The 23,936-nt window shown below is 69.8% G+C and carries 26 protein-coding genes; 8 read left to right on the top strand and 18 right to left on the bottom strand.

Annotation, left to right across the window (positions count from 1 at the left end; all coding sequences use genetic code 11):
* Positions 1–36: 36 nt before the first annotated feature.
* The 5 genes from FHR19_RS04465 to FHR19_RS04445 form a co-directional block, all read right to left on the bottom strand.
* A complete protein-coding gene (locus FHR19_RS04465; RefSeq protein WP_184024867.1) occupies positions 37–402 on the bottom strand; it encodes a response regulator in 366 nt (121 codons plus the stop codon).
* A gap of 63 nt (positions 403–465) precedes the next feature.
* Positions 466–900 carry a chemotaxis protein CheW gene (locus tag FHR19_RS04460; RefSeq protein WP_184024865.1) on the bottom strand — a complete coding sequence of 145 codons (435 nt, stop codon included), beginning with the start codon at positions 898–900 and terminating at the stop codon, positions 466–468.
* Positions 897–3,212, bottom strand: coding sequence for a chemotaxis protein CheA (locus tag FHR19_RS04455; RefSeq protein WP_184024862.1), 2,316 nt, complete (start codon positions 3,210–3,212; stop codon positions 897–899). Before FHR19_RS04455 ends, FHR19_RS04460 begins: the two co-directional genes overlap by 4 nt.
* 53 nt (positions 3,213–3,265) lie before the next feature.
* Complete coding sequence (locus FHR19_RS04450) at positions 3,266–3,910, bottom strand: histidine phosphotransferase family protein (protein ID WP_184024860.1); 645 nt, start codon at positions 3,908–3,910, stop codon at positions 3,266–3,268.
* Between the two features lie 66 nt (positions 3,911–3,976).
* Entirely contained in the window at positions 3,977–4,390 is a 414-nt protein-coding gene (locus FHR19_RS04445) for a M67 family metallopeptidase (RefSeq protein WP_343053155.1), read from the bottom strand.
* Between the two features lie 17 nt (positions 4,391–4,407).
* On the opposite strand from FHR19_RS04445, the gene FHR19_RS04440 reads away from it, so the two are divergent.
* Complete coding sequence (locus FHR19_RS04440; protein ID WP_184024858.1) at positions 4,408–5,361, top strand: RluA family pseudouridine synthase; 954 nt, start codon at positions 4,408–4,410, stop codon at positions 5,359–5,361.
* 68 nt (positions 5,362–5,429) lie between these two features.
* On the top strand, positions 5,430–6,335 hold the full coding sequence (gene rpoH / locus FHR19_RS04435; RefSeq protein WP_184024856.1) for an RNA polymerase sigma factor RpoH: 906 nt from the start codon (positions 5,430–5,432) through the stop codon (positions 6,333–6,335).
* Between the two features lie 69 nt (positions 6,336–6,404).
* Here the strand turns inward: rpoH and FHR19_RS04430 are convergent, their stop codons facing one another.
* Genes FHR19_RS04430 through gspL form a run of 5 tightly spaced genes read right to left on the bottom strand, consistent with a single transcriptional unit; the run spans position 6,405 to position 10,754 of the window.
* Positions 6,405–6,947: a hypothetical protein gene (locus FHR19_RS04430; RefSeq protein ID WP_184024853.1), complete on the bottom strand. Its 543-nt coding sequence runs from the start codon at positions 6,945–6,947 to the stop codon at positions 6,405–6,407.
* 40 nt (positions 6,948–6,987) lie between these two features.
* On the bottom strand, positions 6,988–7,773 hold the full coding sequence (locus tag FHR19_RS04425) for a transporter (protein WP_184024850.1): 786 nt from the start codon (positions 7,771–7,773) through the stop codon (positions 6,988–6,990).
* A complete protein-coding gene (gspE, locus tag FHR19_RS04420; RefSeq protein WP_184024848.1) occupies positions 7,760–9,211 on the bottom strand; it encodes a type II secretion system ATPase GspE in 1,452 nt (483 codons plus the stop codon). The genes FHR19_RS04425 and gspE overlap by 14 nt, the downstream gene beginning before the upstream one ends.
* Positions 9,208–9,705, bottom strand: a complete 498-nt coding sequence (gene gspM / locus FHR19_RS04415) for a type II secretion system protein GspM (RefSeq protein ID WP_184024846.1) — start codon at positions 9,703–9,705, stop codon at positions 9,208–9,210. Before gspM ends, gspE begins: the two co-directional genes overlap by 4 nt.
* Positions 9,702–10,754 (bottom strand): type II secretion system protein GspL, encoded by a 1,053-nt coding sequence (gspL, locus tag FHR19_RS04410; RefSeq protein ID WP_343053154.1) that lies wholly within the window; start codon positions 10,752–10,754, stop codon positions 9,702–9,704. Before gspL ends, gspM begins: the two co-directional genes overlap by 4 nt.
* Before the next feature lie 45 nt (positions 10,755–10,799).
* Here gspL and gspG point away from each other — a divergent pair, with 45 nt between their 5' ends.
* The 5 genes from gspG to gspD are packed head-to-tail and all read left to right on the top strand — an operon-like array spanning position 10,800 to position 15,086.
* Positions 10,800–11,258: a type II secretion system major pseudopilin GspG gene (gspG, locus tag FHR19_RS04405; protein ID WP_281375631.1), complete on the top strand. Its 459-nt coding sequence runs from the start codon at positions 10,800–10,802 to the stop codon at positions 11,256–11,258.
* Positions 11,259–11,262: 4 nt separating this feature from the next.
* The gene (locus FHR19_RS04400) at positions 11,263–11,850 is read left to right on the top strand and encodes a prepilin-type N-terminal cleavage/methylation domain-containing protein (protein ID WP_425505939.1); all 588 of its coding nucleotides are present in this window, start codon (positions 11,263–11,265) and stop codon (positions 11,848–11,850) included.
* Positions 11,847–12,203 carry a type II secretion system minor pseudopilin GspI gene (gspI, locus tag FHR19_RS04395; protein WP_184024838.1) on the top strand — a complete coding sequence of 119 codons (357 nt, stop codon included), beginning with the start codon at positions 11,847–11,849 and terminating at the stop codon, positions 12,201–12,203. Before FHR19_RS04400 ends, gspI begins: the two co-directional genes overlap by 4 nt.
* Positions 12,200–13,000: a type II secretion system protein N gene (locus tag FHR19_RS04390; protein WP_184024835.1), complete on the top strand. Its 801-nt coding sequence runs from the start codon at positions 12,200–12,202 to the stop codon at positions 12,998–13,000. Before gspI ends, FHR19_RS04390 begins: the two co-directional genes overlap by 4 nt.
* Before the next feature lie 4 nt (positions 13,001–13,004).
* Positions 13,005–15,086: a type II secretion system secretin GspD gene (gene gspD / locus FHR19_RS04385; protein ID WP_184024832.1), complete on the top strand. Its 2,082-nt coding sequence runs from the start codon at positions 13,005–13,007 to the stop codon at positions 15,084–15,086.
* A 7-nt stretch (positions 15,087–15,093) separates the two neighbouring features.
* On the opposite strand, the gene FHR19_RS04380 is transcribed toward gspD, so the two are convergent.
* Genes FHR19_RS04380 through FHR19_RS04370 form a run of 3 tightly spaced genes read right to left on the bottom strand, consistent with a single transcriptional unit; the run spans position 15,094 to position 16,447 of the window.
* Entirely contained in the window at positions 15,094–15,486 is a 393-nt protein-coding gene (locus FHR19_RS04380; protein WP_184024829.1) for a hypothetical protein, read from the bottom strand.
* Entirely contained in the window at positions 15,483–15,935 is a 453-nt protein-coding gene (locus tag FHR19_RS04375) for a hypothetical protein (RefSeq protein ID WP_184024826.1), read from the bottom strand. Before FHR19_RS04375 ends, FHR19_RS04380 begins: the two co-directional genes overlap by 4 nt.
* Positions 15,932–16,447 (bottom strand): hypothetical protein, encoded by a 516-nt coding sequence (locus FHR19_RS04370; RefSeq protein ID WP_184024823.1) that lies wholly within the window; start codon positions 16,445–16,447, stop codon positions 15,932–15,934. The genes FHR19_RS04375 and FHR19_RS04370 overlap by 4 nt, the downstream gene beginning before the upstream one ends.
* Positions 16,448–16,631: 184 nt before the next feature.
* On the opposite strand from FHR19_RS04370, the gene FHR19_RS04365 reads away from it, so the two are divergent.
* Positions 16,632–19,106, top strand: coding sequence for a PhoX family protein (locus tag FHR19_RS04365; RefSeq protein WP_184024820.1), 2,475 nt, complete (start codon positions 16,632–16,634; stop codon positions 19,104–19,106).
* Between the two features lie 109 nt (positions 19,107–19,215).
* Here FHR19_RS04365 and FHR19_RS04360 read toward each other — a convergent pair whose 3' ends face one another.
* The 5 genes from FHR19_RS04360 to FHR19_RS04340 are packed head-to-tail and all read right to left on the bottom strand — an operon-like array spanning position 19,216 to position 23,874.
* Entirely contained in the window at positions 19,216–19,560 is a 345-nt protein-coding gene (locus FHR19_RS04360) for a hypothetical protein (protein WP_184024816.1), read from the bottom strand.
* A gap of 2 nt (positions 19,561–19,562) precedes the next feature.
* A complete protein-coding gene (locus FHR19_RS04355; RefSeq protein WP_184024814.1) occupies positions 19,563–20,276 on the bottom strand; it encodes a TetR/AcrR family transcriptional regulator in 714 nt (237 codons plus the stop codon).
* A 42-nt stretch (positions 20,277–20,318) separates the two neighbouring features.
* On the bottom strand, positions 20,319–21,626 hold the full coding sequence (locus tag FHR19_RS04350) for an amidohydrolase family protein (protein ID WP_184024811.1): 1,308 nt from the start codon (positions 21,624–21,626) through the stop codon (positions 20,319–20,321).
* A complete protein-coding gene (locus FHR19_RS04345) occupies positions 21,626–23,029 on the bottom strand; it encodes an amidohydrolase (RefSeq protein ID WP_184025877.1) in 1,404 nt (467 codons plus the stop codon). The genes FHR19_RS04350 and FHR19_RS04345 overlap by 1 nt, the downstream gene beginning before the upstream one ends.
* A 44-nt stretch (positions 23,030–23,073) precedes the next feature.
* The gene (locus FHR19_RS04340) at positions 23,074–23,874 is read right to left on the bottom strand and encodes a YciC family protein (protein ID WP_184024808.1); all 801 of its coding nucleotides are present in this window, start codon (positions 23,872–23,874) and stop codon (positions 23,074–23,076) included.
* Between the last annotated feature and the right edge of the window lie 62 nt (positions 23,875–23,936).

Below are 23,936 nucleotides of genomic sequence, written 5' to 3'. Positions count from 1 at the left end.
GAATGGCCGGGGAGGTCGCCACCGCGATTCGCCGGGTCAGGCCATGCCGACGATCTGGAGTTTCGACTGGAGCGTCTCGCGGTCGAAGGGCTTCATGACATATTCGTCGGCCCCCGCCTCGATCGCGGCGCGGATATAGGCAATGCCGTTCTCGGTCGTGCAAAACACGACCTTGGGCTTGTCGGGGATCGCCGTCTCGCGCAGCGCGCGCAGGAAATCCATGCCGCTCATCACCGGCATGTTCCAGTCGAGCAGCACCACATCGGGCGGACTGTCGAGGCAAGCGTCGAGCGCCTCGCGGCCATCCGCCGCCTCGCGCACCTCGAAGGACAATCCCTCGAGGATGTGGCGGGCGACCTTGCGGATCACCTTCGAATCGTCGACGACCAGACAGCTTTTCATGCAACGCTTACCTTGTTTTTCCGCGACATGGCCCACCCTTGCACGGCGAGCGTAAGCGCCGCGTTAATTGACCCGCGATCCCTGGATGCCGGGTACGAGCGCGGACAGATCGACGACGAGCGCGCTCGTGCCCCCCTGCTCGACCAGGCCGGAGGTTGCCCCGGCCCAGGCGCCGGCCAACGCGACGCCCGATTCGAGTGGCTGCGCTGCGAACATCGCCACATCGTCGAGCGCGTCGACGACGAATGCGTAATGATGCCCCTCGATCGCCGAGACGATGGCGCGGCGCGGGCGGCCGGTCGACGGCGTGCCGGTCAGCGTGCCGGCGGTGTCGATCACTGTGACGATCCGGCTGCGCAGCGTCGCGAGGCCGAGGACGTGGCGCGCGGCCAGCGGCGTCGGCGTCACCTCGCCCAGATCAACGACGGATTCGACAGAGCGCGAGGCGACGGCGATCGACTGGCCGGCGACTTCGGCCACGAGAAAGAGTTCGCTCACCGGCGTTGCTCCAGACGGGCACCGACCGCGGCGAGCAGGCCCGCCCGGTCATAGCGGTGGATGGCATCGCCGCGCCGGGCAGCGGCGGGATCGGTGACGAGGCGGACGACCGCGGCATCGCCGGCGGCAGGGGCATCGTCGTCGAGGCGGATGACCACGTCGGCCTGCTCCCCCTCACTCAGCCGCGCGGCCACGCGCCAGCCCGCCCCGCGCAGCATCGGCGCGAGGAAAATGGCCATCCAGCCGCCCTCCCCCTCGTCCAGCAACGCCAGCGGCTTGTGCTCGGCCGCAGCGACGTCGGCATGACCCGCAAACAGCCACAGCGGATCGACCAGTTCGACCGGCTCGTCGCCGTAGAGCGCCACGCCCGCGATCGCGCCGGGCGCGGCGGGGGCGGCAAGCTCGGCGGGCAGCCGGACGATGTCGCTCGCCTCGCCGATGGCATAGGCGATCTCGGTCGTGCCGTCGCGCAGGCGAAGCGCGGCGAAGCTGCCACCCGGCAGGTCGCCGAGCGCAGCCAGCGGCACCAGCACGCCGTCAAGATGCAGGCGCAGGCGACCGCCCGCGCGGTGGAGCTGATGTGCGGCGATCGTCTCGATCCGGTCGACCGCGGCGAGCGGCAGCGCGCGCAGCACGCCGTCCAGGTCGTGGAAGGTCAGCACCTCGATCCCCGGCGCCGCCTGTTCGGCGTCGGTATCGGTGGCGACGGGCGCCTCCCGGCGGAAGCTGATATTGGCGCGGTGCGCGACACCGGCGCAATCGACGAGCAGCATCGGCCGCCCACTGTCGGGCAGCGCCTGGCCGGCATAGACGCCCGCGCTCATCACCGCGGGAGCAGCGGGCTTGATAACCAGCTCCTCATGGTCGAGCACGTCATCGACGCCGATCACCAGCGCCCCCGGCCCGACATTGGCGATGACCAGCATGTTGGGCGCGGCATCCGCTGGCGCGAGGCCGAGCAGTGACGACAGCGTGACCATCGGCAACCGCCGCCCGCGCACCATCGCGACGGGCTGGCCGCCGAGCGTATCGACGCTGACGCCCGCGGCGCGCACGGACACGATCTCCTCGATCACCCCGCGCGGGATGGCGAGCCGCTGGCCGCCGACCGCGACGACGATCGTCGACAGGATCGACAGGGTGAGCGGCACATGGATGGCAAGGCGAAGGCCGCGGCCGGGGGTCGAATCGAGCTCGATCCGCCCGCCGATGCCGTCGATCGCGGCGCGCACCACGTCCATGCCGACCCCGCGGCCGGAGATCGCGGTCACGTCGTCCTTGGTGCTGAAGCCGGGCTCGAAGATCAGCGCGAGCTTCTCGCGCTCGGGCAGCTGGCGCAGCGATCGTTCGTCGCGGCCGTTCGCGACGAGCTTGGCGATAACGCGATCGGTATCGATCCCGCGGCCGTCGTCGACGACCTCGACGACGATCTGGTTGCCCGCCTGACGCGCGGAGACGGTGAGGCGTCCCGCCTCCGGCTTGCCAGCGGCAAGGCGGGCAGTGCCGTCCTCGATCCCGTGGTCAATCGAATTGCGGATGATGTGGACCAGCGGATCGCGCATCACCTCGATCATCTCGCGGTCGAGCTCGACGTCGCTGCCCTCGATATCGAGGACGATGCGCTTGCCCACCGACGCGGCGGTATCGCGCACGAGACGCGGCAGCGCGGAGAAGAGCGCGTCGATCTTCTGCATGCGCGTGCGGGTGACGGTCTCGCGCATCTCGGCAACGGTGGCGGAAAGCCGCTCCAGCGCCGCCTCCGCACTCGGGTCGACATCGCCCGCGCGCAGGCGGCGGGCCAGCTCGTTGCGCGCCAGCACCATGTCGGACATGCCGCTCATCATCCGGTCGAGCAGGTCGACGCCCAGTCGCACGCTGCGCATCGGTGCGCGGGCGGCGACGGGGCTGGCGGGGGTAACGAGTGATTCGACCGCCTGAGGCGCGGCGCTGCCGTCGAGCGCGGCGATCAGCAGATCCTCGCCGCCGTCGTCGAGCGGGGTGCCGCGCTCCATCGCGTCGACGATCTCGGTAATACGGTCGACGATCGCGAGCACCGCATCGACCATCGCGCGGTCGGGTACGCGCCGGCCGTCGCGGACCGCCGCCAGCGTATCCTCGGCCGCATGCGCAAGCCGCTCGAGCCGCGGCAGGTCGAGGAAGCCGCAGCTTCCCTTCACCGTGTGGACGAAGCGGAAGATGCCGTCGAGGCGGCCACGATCGCCGGGCGCGGCTTCCCACGCGACGATCTCGCCGGCCAGCGCCTCGGCGGTCTCGCGCGTTTCCGCAATGAATTCCTGCAACAGGTCGTCCATGGTCCCCCGCACGATCGGCGAGGGACCTTGGCGCGCGTCAGGTTAAGACGGGGTTAGCCCTGCCCGAAATGCGCGCCGAACAGCAGCACCTCGGCCTCGGCGGGCGAGACCTGAAGCGAGCCGCCGCTTTCGGTGACGAGGCTGTGGACGAGGTGCGCCGCCGCCGACCGCGGGGTGAGGCCGTCGGGCAGATGCTCCCCCTCCAGCGCGCGGCGCAGTTCGGGGTCGAGGACGATGCGCGGCCCGTCGGCGCGCACGACGATCTCGACCCGCTCGCCATCGCCCTCGGCGCCGATGTCGAGACGCCCGCCGCGCACCAGGGCGTCGCCGGCGATGAGCGCGAGGTTGAGCAACACCTTGATCGCGGGCTTGGGCAACTGCCCCGCCTCGATCATCCAGCCGAGTTGCAGGCGCTGATTGTCGACGAACAGCCCCTCGATCGCCGCCTTCGCCTCGCGCGTGTCGACCATCTCGCCGAAACCCCCGGCAGCGCCGAAGGCGAGGCGAAAGAATTTGAGCTTGTTGGCCGACGCCCGCGCGCTGTCGGCAAGCAGTTCGAGGCAGCGGGCGCGCATTTCCGGATCATGCTCGTCGGCGAGCAGTTCGAGCCCGTTGTTGAGCGCGCCCACGGGGCTCAAGAGGTCATGGCACAGGCGCGAGCAGAGAAGGCTCGCAAACTCGGTGGGACTGGTCGACAACGAAACGCTCCCCTTGGACAGCACGCCTTGTGCCACGCCCGCGCGACACCGCGCAAGGCAAGCGCTTCAGTCGGGGTCGAATACCGCCTCGATCGGGTCGAAGCGCCCGTGGAGAGCGCCGTGCGGCACCGCGCGGAACCATCGGATACCCCGGCCCGCGACGATCGCCCAGATACGGCCATCGGGATCGGCCATCGCCGCATCGGTCGCCGACGGCTCGGCCAGACCCGAGGGATGCGAATGCCAATAGCCGAGGATCGTCCCTCCCCCGCCCCGCGCGGCGCGGTGCGCGGCGAACAGGTGCGCGGGGTCGATCTCGAACCGCCGCGCGCGGTCGGAGGCGACGTTGGCGGCGATCGTCGCGCGCTCGATCCGGTCGCCCGCGCCGAGCAGCAGACCGCACGCCTCCGACGGCATCGCCGCGGCAGCCGCATCGAGCATCGCGGCCGCCGCCGCCCTTGAAATCGTTACACCTGCCACCCACTTTCCCTACAAGAATGGACCGGGGGGTTTCCACCATCGAAGCGACGATTTCGCCTGCCGCGGACGGCTGGCGGCTCGATCGCGCACTGGCCGAGGCGGTGCCGACGCTGTCGCGCGAGCGGCTGAAGGTGCTGATCGCCTCGGGCGCGGTCGTCGGCGATGCCGGCCCGGTCCGCGATCCTGCGCGAAAGGCGACCGCGGGTGCGCAGTTCCAGGTCAACGTCCCCGAACCCAAGCCCGCGCATAACGAGGCGCAGGCGATCGACCTGACCATCGCCTATGAGGACGAGCATCTGATCGTCGTCGACAAGCCTGCCGGGCTGGTCGTCCACCCCGCCGCGGGCAATCTCGACGGCACCATGGTCAACGCGCTGCTCCACCACTGCGCCGGGCAGCTTTCCGGTATCGGCGGCGTCGCGCGGCCGGGGATCGTCCACCGGATCGACAAGGATACGTCGGGCCTCATCGTGGCGGCCAAGCACGACCGCGCGCACGAGGGGCTGGCGCGGCAGTTCAAGGCGCACAGCATCGACCGCCGCTATCTTGCGATCGTCGCGGGCCGACCGCTGACCGGCAGCGGCCGGGTCGAGGCGCGGCTCGGCCGGTCGAGCGCCGATCGCAAGAAGATGGCGGTGGTCGGCGGCGAGGCGGGCAGGCACGCGATCACCCACTGGCGGCTGCTCGATCCGCTACGCGAGGCGGCGCTGGTCGAATGCCGGCTGGAGACGGGCCGGACGCATCAGGTGCGCGTCCATATGGCCTCGATCGGCCATCCCTTGCTCGGCGATCCGGTGTATGGCAGGAGTAAGGCAGTGCACCGTCCGATCCTCGAAACACTGGGTTTCCGCAGGCAGGCGTTGCACGCCACGCGCCTGGGGTTCATCCATCCTGTGACGGGGCACGCCCTGTCGTTCGACAGCGCGATGCCGGACGATATGCAGGAACTGTTCAACCGGCTTGTCGTATAGCCTTAGGGCCGAATTGCCGCGGTGCACCCACGGCTGCGATAGTGCGAATCAATTAGGGAGATTTGGTCATGGCAAGCGGCAGCAACGTCCCTGCGACGATCCCCGCGCTCGGCGGCGAGGCGAGCCTCAACCGCTACCTGTCCGAGATCAAGAAATTCCCGATCCTGAGCCCCGAGCAGGAATACATGCTCGCCAAGCGGTTCCAGGATCATCAGGACCCGGAGGCGGCGGCACAGCTCGTCACCAGCCACCTGCGCCTCGTGGCCAAGATCGCGATGGGCTATCGTGGCTATGGCCTGCCGGTCAGCGAGCTCATCAGCGAGGGCAATATCGGCCTGATGCAGGGGGTGAAGAAGTTCGAGGCCGATCGCGGCTTCCGCCTCGCCACCTATGCGATGTGGTGGATTCGCGCGAGCATCCAGGAGTTCATCCTGCGCTCGTGGAGTCTCGTGAAGATGGGCACCACCGCGGCGCAGAAGAAGCTGTTCTTCAACCTGCGCCGGATGAAGGCCAAGCTCGACGCGTTCGAGGACGGCGACCTTCGGCCCGAGGACGTGGCCAAGATCGCCACCGACCTTGGCGTCACCGAGGACGAGGTCGTCAGCATGAACCGCCGCATGGCGATGGGCGGCGACACGTCGCTCAACGTGCCGATGCGCGAGGATTCGGAAAGCCAGTGGCAGGACTGGCTCGCCGACGACGAACCGCTCCAGGACCAGCGCGTCGCCGAGGCACAGGAAGCGGACGTGCGCCACACGATGCTGGTCGAGGCGATGGACGACCTCAACGACCGCGAGAAGCACATCCTGACCGAGCGCCGCCTGACCGACGATCCCAAGACGCTGGAAGAGCTCTCGCAGGTGTACGGCGTGTCGCGCGAGCGCGTCCGCCAGATCGAGGTCCGCGCGTTCGAGAAGCTTCAAAAGGCGATGATGCGGCTGGCGGGTGAAAAGCGGCTGCTGGCGGTCGGCTAAGCGGGCGCCATCGATCCGTGATCGTTTCGTTGCCGGCGGACCGTTACGGGCCGACCGACGACGAGCCGATCAAAAAATTTCGCTCGCCATGATGTCGACCCCCGTCGGTGAGGTCGGCAGGTAGATGACGACAGGCGCCTTGCGAAACTCATCGCAGCCGATGACGCCGCCGCTGATCCACAGGCGGGAGCCGACGAGCCGCACCGACACGATCTCAAGCTCAAGCTTCGAGGGCAAGGCCGGAACGACGTTGCGCATCAGGAACGGCCGTCCGTTTCGCCGATCGATTGCGGGTGTGTTCTGAAGAAGTTCGTCGACTTCGCGATCGGATAGCGGGACGATTTCGGCTGTGTCCGCCAGCGCGATTGCCTGACGCAACCGATCCTGCCGGACCTCATGAACGGCATCATCGGGGACGGCGGTCCCCACATCCTTGGTTGCCCGAGCGCTTTTCGCAAGCCAATCGGCGTAGCGGTCCGTGTCAGGCGGGCAGGACGGCGGCGGCGGCGCGACGATCGACGGTGCGGCTTTGCGCTTCTGCGCGATCGAGGACTGCCCCCAACCGGCCGTGGTCAGGAAAGCGCCGATCAGCAAAGCTCGCGCAAGTGTCATTGCGACAAGGTCTCACACCGGCCGCGCTCGGGCAATCCGGCTAAAACCGCCGCGCGAGGCCGACGTAGAGCTGCACATCGTCCGCGTCGCGATCGAGGCCCAGGTTGCAGCCGGCGTCGATCTGGAAATCCGGGCTAGGGCGCCAGCCGCCCGACAGGCCGAGCAGCAGCGGCGTCTTGATCTCGGCCGGGTCGCGGTCGCGATCGACGGCGAGTTCGAGCGTCGCGAAATGCGTGTCGAAATCGGCGCTTACGCCCGCCACCAGCCCGTAGTCGAGGTGCCGCCCGCTGCGATCCTCGTCCACCGCTGCCGCGACGCTCGGCGTCAGTTCGAACGACAGCACGTCGGTCAGTTCGAGCTCGACCGGCACATAGAGCGCCGCCGACCAGTCCCCCGCCCCGATCGCCTGCCCGCCGCTGGGTAGCGTCGCGCGGCCGATAACCGACAAGGCGAGCGTGTCGCCCTTCACCAGCTGCTGCAACACGCCGACCGACACGTCGCCGATCCCCGACATACGCGACACCTGGCCGTCCATCCGGTCCCGCACGCTGCCGAAGGCGGTCCAGCCGACCTGCACCTCGGTCCCGCCGCCGAGCCCGACGCGCGCGAGTGCATCGCCCGCGACGATCGTGTCGGTGCGCTCGCCATCGCCCTTCGCGAGCGTCCAGCTGACGAGGCCGAGTTCGCCGACCACTCGCCCCTTCTCGGTCGCGCATGGCGGCGTGCCGAGGCCGGGACGCTCGGCACAGACCGGCTCGTCCTGCGCCAGTGCAGGCGCGGCGATGGCGACCAGCGGCAGGAGCAGCGCGGCGCTAAGCCTCCTCACGCGTCACCCGCGCGACTTCCTCGACCGTGGTGATCCCGGCGCGCAGCTTGGCGATTCCGTCGTCGAGCAGGCTGGGATTGTCGGCGCGCGCATGGCGTTCGAGTTGCGCTTCCGACGACCCATCGTGGATCATCGCCTGAAAGCGGTCGTCCACCGCGACGACTTCGTATAGCCCTGCGCGCCCGCGATAGCCGTCACCGTGACACGCCTCGCACCCCTCGGCGCGCCAGACGGGCTCGCCGACCGAAAGCCCGCCGCCGACCAGCGCCACATCCCCCGGCGTCGCCACATCCTCGCGCCGGCAGGTCGGGCAGAGTCGCCGCACCAGGCGCTGTGCGCAGAGACCCACGACCATTGGTGCCAGCAGATAGCGCTCGACCCCCATGTCGATGAGCCGCGTCACCGATCCGACCGCGGAGTTGGTGTGAAGCGTCGAGAGCACGAAATGCCCCGTCATCGCCGATCGGACCGCGACCTGCGCGGTCTCCTGATCGCGGATCTCGCCCACCATGATGACGTCGGGATCCTGGCGCAGGATCGCACGCAGGCCGCGCGCGAACGTCATGTCGGTTCGCGGATTGACCTGGGTCTGGGCGATGCCGGCGAGTTCGTATTCGATCGGATCCTCGACCGTCATCACGTTGCGCTTGCGGTCGTTCAGCCTCGTGAGCGCGGTGTAGAGCGTCGTCGTCTTGCCCGAGCCGGTCGGGCCGGTGACGAGCAGGATGCCGTTCGGCCGCTCCAAGAGCCGCGTGAACACCGCGCGATCGCGGTCGCTCATGCCGAGCGCGCCGAGGTCGAGCGTCATCGACCCGCGTTCGAGCAGGCGCATCACCACCCGCTCGCCATGCTGGGTCGGGATGGTAGAGACGCGCGCATCGACATCGTGCCCGCCGATGCGGAGCGTCACGCGCCCGTCCTGCGGCACGCGCTTTTCGGCGATGTCGAGCTTGGCCATCACCTTGATGCGGCTGACGAGCAAAGGCGCCAGCGCCCGCTGCGGCTCGACGATGTCGCGCAATACGCCGTCGATGCGGAAGCGGACGACGAGGCGCTTTTCCTGCGTCTCGACATGCACGTCCGACGCGCCTTCCTTGATCGCCTCGAGCAGCAACGCGTTGATGAGGCGGATGACGGGCGAATCGTCGCGGCTGTCGAGCAGGTCGTCGACCGCCGCCGCCGAGTCGGCGAGCGCGGCAAGGTCGGTGCCGTCGATCTCGAAATCCGCCGCCTGCGCCGCCCGGTCGCCATAGGAGGCACCGAGCGCGGCGTCGAACGCATCGTCGGCGACGGGCACCAGCCGCGCGGCGGGCGCGATCCGCTGAACCTCGAGCAGCGCATCGAGCGGGGCACCGGTGCGATAGACGCATTCGGCCCCGCCCTCCCCCTCGCGCAGGACGACGCCGTGGCGGCGCGCGAAGCTGTAGGGGAGCGTCATGGCGCGAAGCTGACCTGTGCCTCGACCATGCCGGCGGTCGGGCGTTTGGTGATGCGCGCGGAGGTGATCGCAAGGCCGGAGGAGCGGTTCACGTCGGCCAGCCAGTTGACGACCTTGGCATATTCCCCCTCGCTCACGACCGCACGCACGCCGCCGCCCGAGGGCTCGACCGCGACGGTCAGCGCCTGTGCCTGCGCGGCGGCCTGGACGATCTCGGCGGGGCTGCCGGTGCGGCGCTGGCCCGCGGTCTGTGGCTGGAGCGTGCCCGCGGCGCGGATGCGGGCGGACAGCGTTTCGTAGATGCGGATGTCCGCCTGCGCCTCCGCCCGAGCGGCCTGGAGCGGCTTGACGACGCCGTAGACCAGCACCGCGCCCGCCAGCAGCACGCCGAGCACGGTCAGCAGCACCCGCTCGCGTGTGGAGAGCGTCGCCCACCACGCCTCGAACCGGGCGATGGCGGCTTCCAGCCGGGGATCGCGAAGCTCGATCTTCATGCGCCCCTCGCCGTCAGCCGCAGGCCGCCATCGGGCAGCGTCGTCACCGTCCCCGAAACCCGCGCGTCGGTGAGCGCGCCGTTGATGCGCCCCGCCATGCCCGGCGCGAATGCGTCGAGGTCGATCACCAGCGCGCTCCCCTGAAACCCGATCGACCGCACCGCCACCTGCCCGTTCATCGGCGCGAGCACGGTCGAGACGCGCGACAGGAGCGGCAGGAAGGCGCTGTACCGCTTCGGCTCGGGCAGCAGGTCGGCGACTGTGCCCGCCAGATCGTCGGTGCCGGTCGGCACGCCGGGCGCGGCGCTCGCGACGAGCATCCGCGTATCGTCCTCGCGCCGGTCGGCGATCGAGCGGAGCATAGCCGTGTCCGCCGCGGCAATGCCGACATGCGCGGTCAGCCCGATCGCGCCGACCCAGAACAGCCGCCGTCCCCAACCGGGCAGCGCCGCCGCTCGGCGCCGGGCATAAGCGCCCTGCCTGAGGTCCAGCGCCGGCTCGGCGATGCGGCGCGCCAGCGACAGCTCGCCGAGTTCGGCGGGCAGCGCGCCCATATCCTCGGGCAGGGCCACGCCGTAATTGCGGATCGCGGGCCGCCCTGCCGCTTCCCACGCCGGCCGCAGCAACGGCGCAGGGATCGCGAAGCCGGTGCCGTCACCGCTGCGCACCACCGCGCGGGTGTCGCCCAGCTCGACCGCCCATTCGCCCGCATCGGGCCGCGGCAGCGCGAGCGCGTCGGGGACGAAGGCGGCATTGGGATGGCCCGCGGCGGCGGCTTCCTCGATCCACGCCAGCATCTGCGCATGACGAACGACACCGACGAGAAAGCGGCGGGGGGCCAGTTCCGTACCGAGCGCCAGATGCACCGCGTCCAATGGATCGGCGATCATCTCCTCGACCGCGAAGGGCAGTGCCTCGATCCGCCTGGCGCGCGTCGGCAGCGGCAGGTCGACGGCGAGCAGGCGTACGGCCTCCCCCGGCACCAGCATGGTTGCCGCGCCCGCCCCCTCGGCTATGATGAGCGCCGATGGTGCGGGGGCAGCTGTCACATTGTTTTCATCGAGACGACGCATGGGGCGGCGATGCACATCCTATTGAAACAGTTTCATGACAGCCGGCGCGATACTGCGCAATTCCCCCGCGACAGCGAAGCGGGCCTGACGCTGGTCGAAATGATCGTGGTGCTGGCGATCATCGCGCTGGTTGCCGCGCTAATCGTGCCCAACGTCATCGGCCGGCCTGACGAGGCGCGCGTCACCGTCGCCAACACCGACATCCGCACCATCTCCGCCGCGCTCAAGATGTACCGCCTCGACAATGGCGGCTATCCGACGACCGCGCAGGGGCTGAAGGCGCTGGCCGATAAGCCCTCGACCCCGCCGCTCCCGTCCAACTGGTCGGGCGAGGGTTATCTGGGCGAGGTGCCGCTCGACCCGTGGGGCAATCCTTACGCCTACACCTCGACCGGCAGCGCCTTCACGCTCAAGTCGCTCGGCAAGGACGGAAAGCCCGGCGGCGAGGGTCTCGACGCGGACCTCGACGGGAAGAAGTAGGGCGATGGGCCGGATGGCCGCCCTTTCCCTTTCGTCACCCCGGACTTGTTCCGGGGCCCACCGTGCCGCGCACCCAGCGGCATCGACGCTTGCGGGTTGGTGGACCCCGGAACAAGTCCGGAGTGACGGGGCGTGTTCGGCGAGCGTACGACCTGCTGAAACCGGCATGACTCTGATCGAGATGCTGATCGTCCTGTCGATCATCGCGGTCGCCGCCGGGGCCGTCACGCTCGGCATCGGTGCCGCCACGCGCGCGCCGTCGGTCGGGAGCGAGGCGCAGCGGCTGGCCGACCGGCTTCAGGCCGCGGCCGACGACGCGATGCTAGGCGACAGCCTCGTCGCCTTTACCGCCGAGAAATCGGGCTATGGCTTCGCGCGGTTCGACGGGAAGACCTGGCAGCCGCTCGCCAGCGAGGCGCTCGGTTTCCATGCGCTGCCCGGCGGCATGACGATGCGCCTGTCCGCCCGCCCGCCGGTGGTGTTGGGGCCGGAGGGGTCGGGCAAGCCGCTGACCGCGATCATCGCCGAGCGCGGCCAGTCGGCGAGCGTCGCCTATGACGGGCTCACTGCCCGCGTCGTCCCCGCGACATGAAAGAAGAGGGCTTCTCGCTGATCGAGGCGCTGGTCGCGCTCGCGATCCTCGCGATCGCCACTGTCGGCCTGATCCGTACGGTCGAGACGCATATCGATTCGACGCGCGCGATGGAGGGGCGACAGGCGGCGATGTGGGTGGCCGAGAACCGGCTTGCCGAACTCGAAGCCCGCGCGGGCGGCGCGAACGAGGTCGAGATGCTCGGCCGCCGCTGGCGCGTCGCAGTCGCCGAGCGCGCGACCGCCGATGCCGAGATTCGCCGCGTGCGCATCGACGTGTACGAAATGACCGGGCCGCCGGGCGCGTCGCCGCTTGCATCGCTCGATGGTTTCGTGGACGCGGGGCCGGCATGAAGCACACGCTCGACCTTACCCCGCGGCAACAGCGGCTTGCGCTCGACCTCGTCACCGGCGCGATGGTCGTGTCGGTCGCGTTCGCGCTGGCGGGCCTGACGTGGCGACTGGCGGGTCATGCAGGTCAGGGCGCGATCACCGTCCCTTCCGGCGCGCGGCCGGTGCCGCCGCCCGACCTGTCGCCCGCGATCGGCTGGCAACCCTTCGGTCAGGCGACGCAGACCGAGCAGGCGCAGCCGACCAGCCTCGCCTTCGTCCTCAAGGGCGTCGTCTTCGCGATCCCGCAGAGCTTCGCCGTCGCGTACGTCAGCGAGTCTGGCGGCACCCCGCGCGCGGTGCGGGTGGGCGAGGCGCTGGGCGGGGCGACGATCAGTTCGATCCAACGCGACCGCATCCTCATCAACAATGGCGGGCGGATTGAGTATCTAGCGCTCCCCGACCCCGCCGCCGCGGCGAGCGCACCCGGCACGCCCGGCGCCCCGCCCCCCGCCGCGGCACCGCCCGCGACCAGCAACGGCGTCCCCGTCCCCGGCACCGCCGCCGTCCCGCCGCCGCAGGGGGCCGCGCAGATCCTCCAGCGGCTCGATGCCGCGCCGGTCGAGGGCGGCTATCGCATCGGCAGCGGGTCGATGCCCGGGATGCGCGCGGGCGACGTCATTCAGTCGGTCAACGGGCAGGCACTCGGCCGCGGCCCCGCCGACCAGGCCGCGTTCGCCGCTGCACAGGCGAGCGGCGCGGCGCAGGTCCAGATCCTTCGCGACGGCAAGCCCGTGACGCTTACCGTCCCGCTACGCTAGAGACATGTCCGTGATCCAAGCCCTTCGCCGCACCACGCTCGCCTGCGCCCTTGCCGCCACGGCGCTGTCGCCGCTCGCCGCGCAGCAGCCGCCGGGCGACATCGTCGTCAACATGCGCGGGATCGAGATCGCCGATGTCGCCGACCAGATCTCGCGCCTGACCGGCCGCACGCTGATCCTCGACCCGGCGGTCAAGGGCGTGGTCACCGTGACCTCCGCTCAGCCGCTGTCGGCGGACGGGGTGTGGGAGCTGTTCCAGTCAGTCCTGCGCGCCAACGGCTTCGCGGCGCTGCGCTCGGGCCGGGCGTGGCGGATCGTGCCCGCGGCCAACGCGGTGCGCGACGGCGGCGTGCGCCGGTCGGCCTCGGGCCAGGAAATGACGACACGGATGATCCGCCTGTCGAACGTGCCGGCGGCAGAGGCCGCACGGATCGCCCGGCCGCTGATCGCGAGCTTCGGCTCGGTCGAGCCGCTCGCCAGCCCCAATGCGATCGTCGTCACCGACTATGCCGACAATGTCCGCCGCATCGAGGGGCTGGTGCGCAGCCTCGATAGCGGCGGCGGGCAGAGCTTCGCCGTCATCCCGCTGCGCAACGGATCCGCCGCCGACGTGGCCGCCGCGATCGGCCAGGTGCTGGGCGACGGCGAGGCGGGCGGCGCGCGTGTTGCCGGCGACGCCCGCAGCAACATGGTCGTGGTGCGCGGCACCCCCTCGGCAGTTGCGGAGGCGCGCCGGATCGCGCTGTCGCTCGACACACCGGGCGGCGCGACGCCGATCACCCGCACCTTTCGGCTCAACTATGCCGACGCCGAAAGCGTGACCGAGGTGCTGCGCGGCGTCCTCGGCCAGGAAGCACAGCCGACCAATGCTGTGGCGCAGAGCCTGTCGTCGCGCGGCACCCGCGGCGGCCTCGGCACCCAGGCGAACCGCAGCCCGACCGCGGCGCTCGCGGGCCTCGTCAACAACAGCAACCAACAGTCGCTGGGCGCGGGCGGCGGCATGAACGGCGCGGGCGCGGGCGGCACCAGCATCTCGACCGTCGGCCAGACCGAGCGACAGGCGACGCCGCAGGGCTTCTCGACCCCCGACCTTACCGTCCAGCCCGCGCCCGACATCAACGCGATCGTGGTGAGGGGCACGCCCACCGCGATGGCGGGGATGGACCAGCTCATCGCTGACCTCGACGTCCGCCGGCCGCAGGTGCTGCTCGAGGCCGCGATCGCCGAGATCACCGGCGACGAGGCGGAGCGGCTGGCGGTACAGATCGGCAGCGCGGGCACCGTGCTCGACCAGGTGGAGGGCGTGGCGACCAGCTTCGGCCAGCCGGGTGCGGGCGTGTCGCTCGGCACCATCCTCCAGACGCTGGGTGTGCCCGCCGGGGCGCTGCTGACCGGCGGCCTTACGGGCAACATCGCCTTCGGCAACGACTTCTCGATCCTCGTCCAGGCGCTCGGCACCTCGACCAAGGCGAACCTGCTCTCCACCCCGTCGGTGACGGTGCTCGACAACAAGGTGGGCGAGTTCGTGGTGGCGCAGGAAGTGCCGTTCGTGACCGGATCGGTGCTCACCAACAACAACGGCGCGGCGCCCTATACCTCGATCGAGCGCAAGGACGTGGGCATTACCCTGCGCGTCCTGCCGCGTGTCAATGCCGGCGACACGATCCGGTTGGAGGTGAGCCAGGAAGCCTCGACCATCGCGCAGACGCAGCTCAACCAGGCCGCCGACCTCATCACCAACCGCCGCGCGATCAACACGACGGTGCTGGCCGACAACGGCCGGACGATCGTGCTCGGCGGGCTCATCAACGACGACTATATCCGCGCCAAGAGCCAAGTGCCGATCCTCGGCGACATTCCGGTTGTCGGCGAGCTGTTCAAATCGCGACAGGAGCAACGGCAGAAGCGGACGCTGTTCATCTTCCTGAAGCCCACGATCCTGCGCGACCCCGACGCCACCGCCGCCGCCGCCGCCGAACGCTATCAGCGGCTCCGCGGCATCGAGGCGGCGACGACGCAGAAGGGCAGCCTGCTCCTCAACCCGCCTGCCCCGCGGCTGACGGTCGAGATCGACGGCATCTATTGAGGATCGTTCAGTCGGCGACGGCGACCCGCGTCGACTGGGTCCCCCGCGTGAAATAGGCCGCGTCGATCGCGAGGCTGCGTAACTGCCAGCCGTCGACGCCCTCGCCCGGCCGCAGCGTCCGCATCGCTCCGTTGCGTCCACGCACCATCGCCACCGCATCCTGATCGAGCCGACCGACGATCCCGACCAATTCGGGGGCGTCGGCGGGTGCCTCCGCCGCTGCCGGCGCGTCGAACAACGGACGTTCGAGCGCGGCCGACAGCAGCGGCGGCGCGGCCCAGACGACCGGCGCCAACGTGACTGTCGGCAGCGTCGGCGGCTTCTCGAACAACCGCGGCAGCGCGAACGCCAGCGGAACGCCGATCGCCGCTGCGAGGAAAACGAGGATGCCGCGGTTCACCGCCACGCGATCGCCACCGTGCCCATCAGCCGCACGCCGCCCGGCACCGCCGCAAGTTCCCAGTTCTCCCAGCGAACGCCGCGCCCGCCGCGCTCGACCGCATCGCCAAGCGTCAGCACCGCCTTTTCCGGTCCCGACATGGATAGCTCGATCCGGGCGATACCCGGTCCGATCGGCTCGGCGGCCTTGAGCGTTTCGACCAGCACGCCGTTCGCCTTCGCCGCGGCGCGCACCCGGCGCGCCACTGCCGCCTGCGCCGCGCCCGCCGACCCCGCGGCCAGCCGCCACGGCGCATCGGCCAGTCGATCGGCCGGTCCGCGTCGCGCCGATTCCCGCGCCGCCAGCGTGCGCGCCAGATCGAGGTTGTCGAGATTGCGAAAGGCCGTCCACCAAGGGACCATCGACAACAGCATGCCCGCCAGCCCGCCGATCAGCAGCCCGCGATTCACGGCTCGCCCCGGATCGAAACGATCATCACCCCGTCTCCGCGCCGCTCGTTAACGACGCGTAGCGACCCTTCGCCTCCCGCTCTCGCCAGCGCGCCGCGCAGCCGGTCCGGATCGGGCGTCGCGATGTCGGCGAGCAGTCGCGGCCGTTCGTCCTGGCGATCGACCTCCAGCGATCGCAGCCGCGCTTCGGGCGGCAGCAGGCGGGCGATGCGATCGACCTGCGCCGAGAAACTGGTAGCCCCGAGGTTCACGAGTGCCCGCCGCTCGATCCGGACCGGGTCGGGTTCGGCCGCATCCCGGCTCATCGCGGCGATCCGGGCGGTCGCGAGATAGCTGATTGCCCCGGCACAGAGCGACGACCCCGTCCAGAGCGCCCCGGCCAGCAACATCCCGGCGGGCAGCCCCCGCCGCGGCGCGTCCGGTTTCCGCCGCGCCGCCGCGCTCAGCCGGTCGGTCAGGCTTGGCGGCGATCCGGGCGCGGGATCGGGTGGGGGCAGCTTTTCGGGCTCCATCGTGGGGTCGCGCTTAGCCGCGAACGGACCGTCAAGCCAGCATCGCCGCCACTGTCGCAATCGCGTCACATGGCTGACGCACGACGGTAACGCATTGTGCATGCGCGCGTAAGCTGGCACCGCCACAGGCAACAGAGGGACCGGGGGCTCGCCTGCCCGACAGGACGCTATGGGGAATCGATCAATGAGTGAGATGCTTGAACTCGAGTCGGGCTATTCCGACGGCGATATCGACACCAATCCGACCAGCAATCCGTCGCTGAACGATCTGGTCGATCGCCGCTATTCGCGCCGCGACACGCTGAAGAGCGGCGTGTCGGCCGCGGCGATCGCGGTGTTCGGCGGCTCGGTGCTCGCCGCGTGCGACAGCAATAGCAGCGGCAACGGCAACAACACCGCGCCGGTCGTGACGGCGGGGTCGAGCGGATCGGCGTCGGCCGGGCGTCTGGTCACGCTGACCAGCACGGTCACCGACGACGGCGGGATCGTCACCTCGGCCTGGACGCAGGTGTCGGGGCCGACCGTCTCGCTCACCAACGCCAATACCGCCACCGCGACCTTCACCGCGCCCGCGGTTTCGGCTGCCACCCCGCTCGTCTTCCGCTATATCGCGACCGACCAGCAGGGGCTTCAGGCCTCGGCCGAGACGACCGTGAGCGTCACCCCCGCCGCGCTCGGCTTCACCGCGGTCGCCAAGAACAAGAACGACGTCGTCACCGTCCCCACGGGCTATTCGGTCGGCGTGCTGACGCGTCTGGGCGATCCGATCGTCAAGGACGTGGCCGCGTTCAAGAACGACGGCACCGACACCGGCTATGGCTCGCGCATCGGCGACCACGGCGACGCGCTACACTATTTCGGGCTCAACGCCGCCGGCGCGCGTGACGACACCAGCAACACGCGCGGCGTTCTCGTCCAGAATCACGAGAACATCACCGTCGCCTATCTTCATGCCAGCGGCCCCACCAACGTGGCCGCCGGCCCCCGCCCGGAGGCCGAAGCGCTCAAGGAGATCGAGGCGCACGGCGTGTCGGCCGTGGAGCTCGTCCGCGGCACCGCCGGCTGGGCCTATGTACAGGACAGCACCTTCAACCGCCGCGTCACCCCGAACACTGCGGTCGACATCAGCGGCCCGGTGCGCGGTTCGGCACTGCTCGTCACGCCCTATTCGACCGGCGGCACCGCGGGTCGCGGCACGATCAACAACTGCGCCAACGGCTCGACCCCTTGGGCGACGCTCCTCACCTGTGAGGAGAATTGGGCCGGCTATTTCCGCCGCCCCGCCGCCACCGACAATGCGCGCCGCACGCCCAAGGAAGTGACCGCGCTCAGCCGCTACGGCGTCACCAGCACCAACGGCAACTATGCCTGGGCCAGCGTCACCCCGGCGGATGCGTCAAACACCACCTATCGCCGCTGGGACGCGCAGGCGACCGGCACTTCGTCGACCACCGACTATCGCAACGAGCCCAATCAGTTCGGCTGGGTGGTCGAGATCGATCCCTATGACCGCAGCAAGGCGCCGCGCAAGCGCACCGCGCTCGGCCGCATGAACCACGAGGGTTGCTGGCCCGGCCCGTTCGTCGCCGGGCGCAAGCCTGCCTTCTACATGGGCGACGACGCGCAGAACGAGTATCTCTACAAGTTCGTGTCCGCGACCGGCTGGGCCGAGGCAGATGCGACCAACGCCGACCGGCTCGCGATCGGCGACAAGTATCTCGATGCCGGCACGCTCTATGTCGCGAAGTTCAATGCCGACGGCACCGGCCAGTGGCTGCCGCTGGTGTTCGGCCAGGGCAATGTCGTCAGCACCAACGCGACCTATGCCTTTGCCGACCAGGCCGACGTGCTGACGCACGCGCGCCTCGCCGCCGACGTGCAGGGCGCGACGCGGATGGACCGGCCCGAATGGACCGCGGTCAATCCGGTGACGGGCGAAGTCTATCTGACCCTCACCAACAACGCCTCGCGCACCACCGCGACGGCGGATGCTGCAAACCCGCGCGTCTATGTCGATCCGCCGAGCACCGCGCGCGGCAATCGCAACGGCCACATCATCCGCCTGCGCGAGACCGGCGACACGACCGAGGCGACCAGCTTCAACTGGGATATCTATCTGTTCGCCGCGGGCTCGGACCTCGACGCCACCAACATCAACCTGTCGGCCCTCACCGCCGACAACGACCTGTCGAGCCCCGACGGCCTGTGGTTCGGCCGCCCCTCGAACGCGTCGGGTCAGGTGACGCCGCTGCTCTGGATCCAGACCGACGACGGCGCCTTCACCGACGTGACCAACAACCAGATGCTCGCCGCTTTCCCCGGCCGGGTCGGCGACGGCGGCACGCGCACCGTCACCAACACGGCTGCGGACGGCACCACGTCGCAGGTAGTGACGCGGATCGGCGCGGCACCGGGCACGAACCTTCGCCGCTTCCTCGTCGGGCCGGTGGAGTGCGAGATCACCGGTGTCGATTCGACCCCGGATGGCCGCACGCTGTTCGTCGGCATCCAGCATCCGGGCGAGAACGGCACCGCGGCGACGCCGACCAGCAAGTGGCCGGACAGCCAGGGCGCCGTCTCCACCCCGCCCGCCACGACGCGCCCGCGTTCGGCGGTGGTGGTCGTGGTCAAGAACGACGGCGGTGTCGTCGGCCTCTGATCGAACGGACCGGACATGAAAAAAGGGGGGCGGCCACCAAGGCCCGCCCCCCTTTTTTTCTAATCCCAAGCCCAACCCATCATCCCGGACTTGATCCGGGATGACGTGATTACTTCTTCGCCGCGGCGCCCGCGCTGATGACCTTGGCGTTGCCGTCGGCATCGATCGCCACGACATGACTTGCCCCGTCGGAGCACTTGGCCTGATAGGTCAGTGCCTCGCCCTTGATCTGCTGACTCTCGATCACCTTCTCGCAACCGATATTGGCGTCCTGAATCGCGCGGATCATGACGATGTTGCGCTGGCCCACCGGCAGGTCGAGCACCGCCGCCTGATAGTTGAGCGCCGCCTCGTTCGCGGTCGCCTCGTTCACCGCGGGGGCCGGTGCGGTCGTGCCGCCGCCACATCCCGCCAGCATCGCCGCACCCGCCAGCGCCGCCGTCCAACGCACCATCTTCAGCCTCCCTGAGGGACGGGCGCATAGGCCCGCAAGAATACCGCCGTGCCCCGCGCCGCGCGTGCGACGATCGCATCGTGCGGGGGCCGCTCGATCAGGCCGAGCTTGAGCTGGAAGTCGCAGAACCCCTTCCACAGCGCGGTAAGGTCCTCGGCCGCGAGTTCGGAATCGTCCACCGACACCTCGCCTCGCGCCGCCGCTTCGTCAATGATCGCGGCCAGCGCGCCGCGGCACTTGCCCGGTGCCGCCTCGAAAAACCGCTTGGCCAGCTTGGGCGACTGGGCGATCTCACCCGAGATCAGCCGGTCGAAGCGCACATGGTCGGGCTCGAACAGCATTTCCAGCAGCGCCGTACCGATCGCGGTCAGCCGGTCGGCCAGCGCCATCGGCCCATCGACGCTCGGTTCGAACAGCGCATTCATCCGGCCCACCTCGCCGCGGACCATCTCGTCAAACAGCGCCTCCTTGTCGCCGAAGCGATTGTAGAGCGTCACTTTCGACACGCCGGCGCGTGCGGCGATGTCCTCGATCGTCGAGGCGTGGAAGCCCTTTTCCAGGAAGCTTTCGCGCGCGGCCGACAGGATGGCATCGTTCTTCGACGGATCGCGCGGTCGCCCCGGCCCTGCGCGCGTGCGCATGCCCGCACATCCGCCCGCCGCTTCCACCAACTCGATCGCCTTCACATGCCTCGCCTCGATAAGAAGCGGGCGCAAGATACGCCCTTGCGCCCGCTCTTCGTCATATAGGCGCTACCCTCAATACTGATAGGCCTTGGGGAGCGTTCCCTCCTTGGGATCAAGATAGCGATCGCGCAGCCGCGTCTGCCGGTTGACGAGCGGCTGCTCGACCCCGTCGACGAACACCGAGGTGGCCGCCGAGCCGATCTCGAGCGGGTCGCCGTCCCAGATCACCACGTCGCCATGGCGGCCGGGACGAAGCGAGCCGATCTCGGCGCCCATGCCGATCGCCTCGGCGGGCAGCGAGCTGATCGCCGCGAACGCCTGACCCCAGCTGAGGCCCGCCGCGCCCGGGATCTTGCCCAGCGCGACGAGGTTGCCGGCATATTGCTTGACCAGCCGCGCCTGCCGAGCCTCGTCGTCGTTGATCGAGCCGATGCCCACTGTGACGCCCGCCGCGCGCAGGCGGCCGATGTTCGACTGGGTCGCGGCCAACTGCTCGAAGCTGATCGGCAGGTCGGCGAGCGCGGAGGCGATAACCGGGATGCCGGCCGCCGCGATCTCGCGCGCCACGGTCCACCCCTCGGTCGCGCCGACGAGCACGGGCTTCAGCCCCGCAAACTCGCGCTTCAGCTCGATGAGGTTGAGGATGTCCGACGCCCGCTCGACATGGACGAGCAGCGGCATCTGGCCCGACAGCACCGGCACCAGCGCCGCGGCGTCGGCGCGCGTCAGCAGCGCATCCTTGCCGCGATCGTCGAAGCTCGACGGGTTGCGGCGATAGGCCTGCGCCTCGAACAGCGCGTTCTTGAGCATCGCCATCGCCGCCGCCCGGCTGCCGCCGGCGCGCTGCGCGCCCGTCTCGCCCCATTCCATGAACTGGAACGCGCGTGGCTTCGTCAGCGCGTTCATATCGGCGCCTAGGTCGATGACCGCGCCCTGTCCGGCGAAGATCGAGCCGCGCGCGTCGGGCGCGACGACCGCGCGGGTAATCCCCTCCGCCCGGTTGATCGCGATCGGGCTCGCCTTGGGATTGACTGCGGGCGCGAGGTCGAGGGCGGCATTGAAGACCGAGTTCGCCGCCGAGGAATCGTCGGTATCGCGGACGCCGTCCACCTCGACCACGCCCATCCGGGTGAAGCCCGCGACGATGCCCGGCGTCACCCAGCGCCCGCCCGCGTCGATCGTGCGCGCGCCAGCCGGCGCCGCACCGCCGCGCCCGGCGGAGACGACGCGGCCGCCGCGGATGACGACGGTGCCGCCGTCGATCGGCTCGGACCCGTCGCCGATCACGACCTTTGCATTGGTGATGACCACGTCCTGCGCCGCGGCAGGAAGCGCGGCGGCGGTCGCCATCAGGACCGCGAGGGTTTTCAGGCCGCGCATCACTTCACGTCTCCTTCGCCGGGCTGGCCGAGCTCGAAGTCGGACACCGGGCGCAGCTTGGGATTGTTCATGTCGTACAGGAGCGCGCCGTCGACCCAAACGCGCTCGGGCCGGGTATAGACGCTGAACGGATTGCCATTCCACAGCACGAGGTCGGCCATCTTGCCGGGCTTCAGGCTGCCGGTCCTGTCGGCGATGCCGAGCGCCTTGGCCGGGTTGTAGGACAGCCACGTCCACGCATGCTCGGGCGTGATCGGCATCCCCGCGCGCCGCCCCGCGGCCATTGCCTTGGCCACTTCTTGATTGAGCCGCTGAATGCCGTTGGCGTCGTCCGAATGGATCATCACGCACGCCCCCTCCTTGTCGAGGATGGCGAGGTTCTCGTTCACCGCGTCGTAGCTTTCCATCTTGAAGCCGTACCAGTCGGCCCAAACCGCGGAGCAGACGTTGTTCGCCTTCAAAAGGTCGGCGATCTTGTAGCTCTCGACCGCGTGGTGGAAGGTCGAGACCTGATATCCGAACTCCTTGGCCATATCCATGACGATGGCCATCTCGTCGGCGCGGTAGCAGTGGTTGTGCACGAGGATCTCGCCCGACAGGACGCCGCGCAGCGTATCGAGCTGGATGTCGCGCGTCGGCGCCTCGCCGCCGTCCTTTTCATACTTGTCCCATTTGCGGCGATAGTCCGCCGCCTTGGCCCAGGTCGCGCGATTGACCGCGACGTTGCCCATCCGGGTCGAGGGCATCCGGCCCTTCGACCCATAGACGCGCTTGGGGTTTTCGCCGCACGCCATCTTGAGGCCATAGGGCGCGCCGGGGAACTTCATCCCCTGCATCGTCCGGGCATAGACGTTCTTGAGCACCACCGATCGCCCGCCCATCAGGTTGGCGGAGCCGGGCAGGATCTGGAGCGTGGTCACGCCGCCATTGGCGAGCGCGCGGGCGAAGCCGGGATCCTGCGGCCAGACCGAATGTTCGGCCCAGACCTCCGCCGTGATCGGCGCGGTGGCTTCGTTGCCGTCGGAATTGGCGTCGACGCCGGGGCTGGGATAGTCGCCCAGATGGCTGTGCACGTCGATGATCCCGGGGGTGACGAACTTGCCCTGCCCGTCGATGACGTCGGCGCCGGCGGGGTCGAGGCTCTGACCGACCGCGACGATCCTGCCGTCGCGGAACAGCACCTGGCCGCCCTCGATCTTGCCGCCCTCGCCATCGAACACCGTCACGTTGGTGATGAGCGTCGGGCGGCCCGGATAGGCGTGATAGGTCGAGGGGAAGGGATCGTGCGAATAGCCCTTGTTCATCCCCGGCGCGGCCGCCTTCGGCGCGGCGGACGCGGACTTGGTGCCCCCGCCCCCTTGCGCGGCGCAGCCCGCGAGGAGCGCCGTGGCGGCGCCCAGCATCAACAGTCGTTTCACGTCATTCTCCCTGACCATTCCTGTCCGTCTCAAGCGAAGATTTCTTCGAGCTCGTGCCGGCGCGGCCCCTCCCGCACCGTCACGATCTGGCGATAGGCGCTGGCGACCAGCGCGGGCGGCAGCATGCCCAGCAGCGAGGAGGCGAGCGCAAAGGCGATCTGCGCCGCGACCCCGCCACCGAGCAGCGCCGCGAGCGCCCCGAGCATCGACTGGACGACGACGCCGAACACGAAGCCGAGCATGGCGAGCAAGAACAGCTGCCACCGCACCCCGCGGCTGAGCTTCGCCGCGCGCCCGAACGCGGCGAAAAGGCCCGGCCGCTCCTCGACCAGTACGGGCAGCACCAGCATCCACACGCAGGCGAGAATGACGCCCGGCACCACGAAGAACGAAAAGCCGATGCCGACCGCCACCCAGTAGAGGACGATCGTCAGCATCGCCTTTGGCAGCATCGGCAGCGCGGCGGCGATCACCCCGCGCGGGTGCGGACTTCCGCTTAGCGCCTCGAGCGTCGCGGTGACCATCGCCAGCAGGAAGAACTGGTACCAGGCGAAGGCGATGAGTGCACCCACAAGGCCGAGCGTCAGTGTCGATCCGAAGTCGAACAGCGTGGGCGTCGCCGCCACCGACACGAACACCGCCGCATTGGGCAACCCCGCCCCGACCAGCGCCAGCCCGCAGAACAGCACAGGCGCTTTCGCGATCGCCGCCCCCGCATCGCCGATGACGCGCGCGAGGTCGATCTGCGCGCTGCCGCGTAGTGCCATGAACACGGCACCCGCGAACACGCCCGCCACCAGCAGGAAGCCCAGCCCGAGGATCGAAAACACGCCCACCCCTTTTCGGATACGGGCCTCGGCGCGCGCCTTCGCGTCGTCGAACCCGTGTCCTT

The organism is Sphingomonas yantingensis (assembly GCF_014199325.1).
Taxonomy (GTDB): Bacteria; Pseudomonadota; Alphaproteobacteria; order Sphingomonadales; family Sphingomonadaceae; genus Sphingomonas; species Sphingomonas yantingensis.
The sequence above is the reverse complement of the archived record's forward strand: the minus strand, read 5'-3'. Positions and strand labels throughout refer to the sequence as shown.

Bases quoted from the DNA above. Each gene is read 5' to 3' on its own strand.
- FHR19_RS04465 (WP_184024867.1), bottom strand. From the start codon at position 402: ATGAAAAGCTGTCTGGTCGTCGACGATTCGAAGGTGATCCGCAAGGTC.
- FHR19_RS04455 (WP_184024862.1), bottom strand. From the start codon at position 3,212: ATGGACGACCTGTTGCAGGAATTCATTGCGGAAACGCGCGAGACCGCC.
- FHR19_RS04440 (WP_184024858.1), top strand. From the start codon at position 4,408: ATGGACCGGGGGGTTTCCACCATCGAAGCGACGATTTCGCCTGCCGCG.
- rpoH (WP_184024856.1), top strand. From the start codon at position 5,430: ATGGCAAGCGGCAGCAACGTCCCTGCGACGATCCCCGCGCTCGGCGGC.
- FHR19_RS04430 (WP_184024853.1), bottom strand. From the start codon at position 6,947: ATGACACTTGCGCGAGCTTTGCTGATCGGCGCTTTCCTGACCACGGCC.
- gspE (WP_184024848.1), bottom strand. From the start codon at position 9,211: ATGACGCTCCCCTACAGCTTCGCGCGCCGCCACGGCGTCGTCCTGCGC.
- gspM (WP_184024846.1), bottom strand. From the start codon at position 9,705: ATGAAGATCGAGCTTCGCGATCCCCGGCTGGAAGCCGCCATCGCCCGG.
- FHR19_RS04400 (WP_425505939.1), top strand. From the start codon at position 11,263: ATGGGCCGGATGGCCGCCCTTTCCCTTTCGTCACCCCGGACTTGTTCC.
- gspI (WP_184024838.1), top strand. From the start codon at position 11,847: ATGAAAGAAGAGGGCTTCTCGCTGATCGAGGCGCTGGTCGCGCTCGCG.
- FHR19_RS04390 (WP_184024835.1), top strand. From the start codon at position 12,200: ATGAAGCACACGCTCGACCTTACCCCGCGGCAACAGCGGCTTGCGCTC.
- gspD (WP_184024832.1), top strand. From the start codon at position 13,005: ATGTCCGTGATCCAAGCCCTTCGCCGCACCACGCTCGCCTGCGCCCTT.
- FHR19_RS04370 (WP_184024823.1), bottom strand. From the start codon at position 16,447: ATGGAGCCCGAAAAGCTGCCCCCACCCGATCCCGCGCCCGGATCGCCG.
- FHR19_RS04365 (WP_184024820.1), top strand. From the start codon at position 16,632: ATGAGTGAGATGCTTGAACTCGAGTCGGGCTATTCCGACGGCGATATC.
- FHR19_RS04360 (WP_184024816.1), bottom strand. From the start codon at position 19,560: ATGGTGCGTTGGACGGCGGCGCTGGCGGGTGCGGCGATGCTGGCGGGA.
- FHR19_RS04350 (WP_184024811.1), bottom strand. From the start codon at position 21,626: ATGCGCGGCCTGAAAACCCTCGCGGTCCTGATGGCGACCGCCGCCGCG.
- FHR19_RS04345 (WP_184025877.1), bottom strand. From the start codon at position 23,029: ATGCTGGGCGCCGCCACGGCGCTCCTCGCGGGCTGCGCCGCGCAAGGG.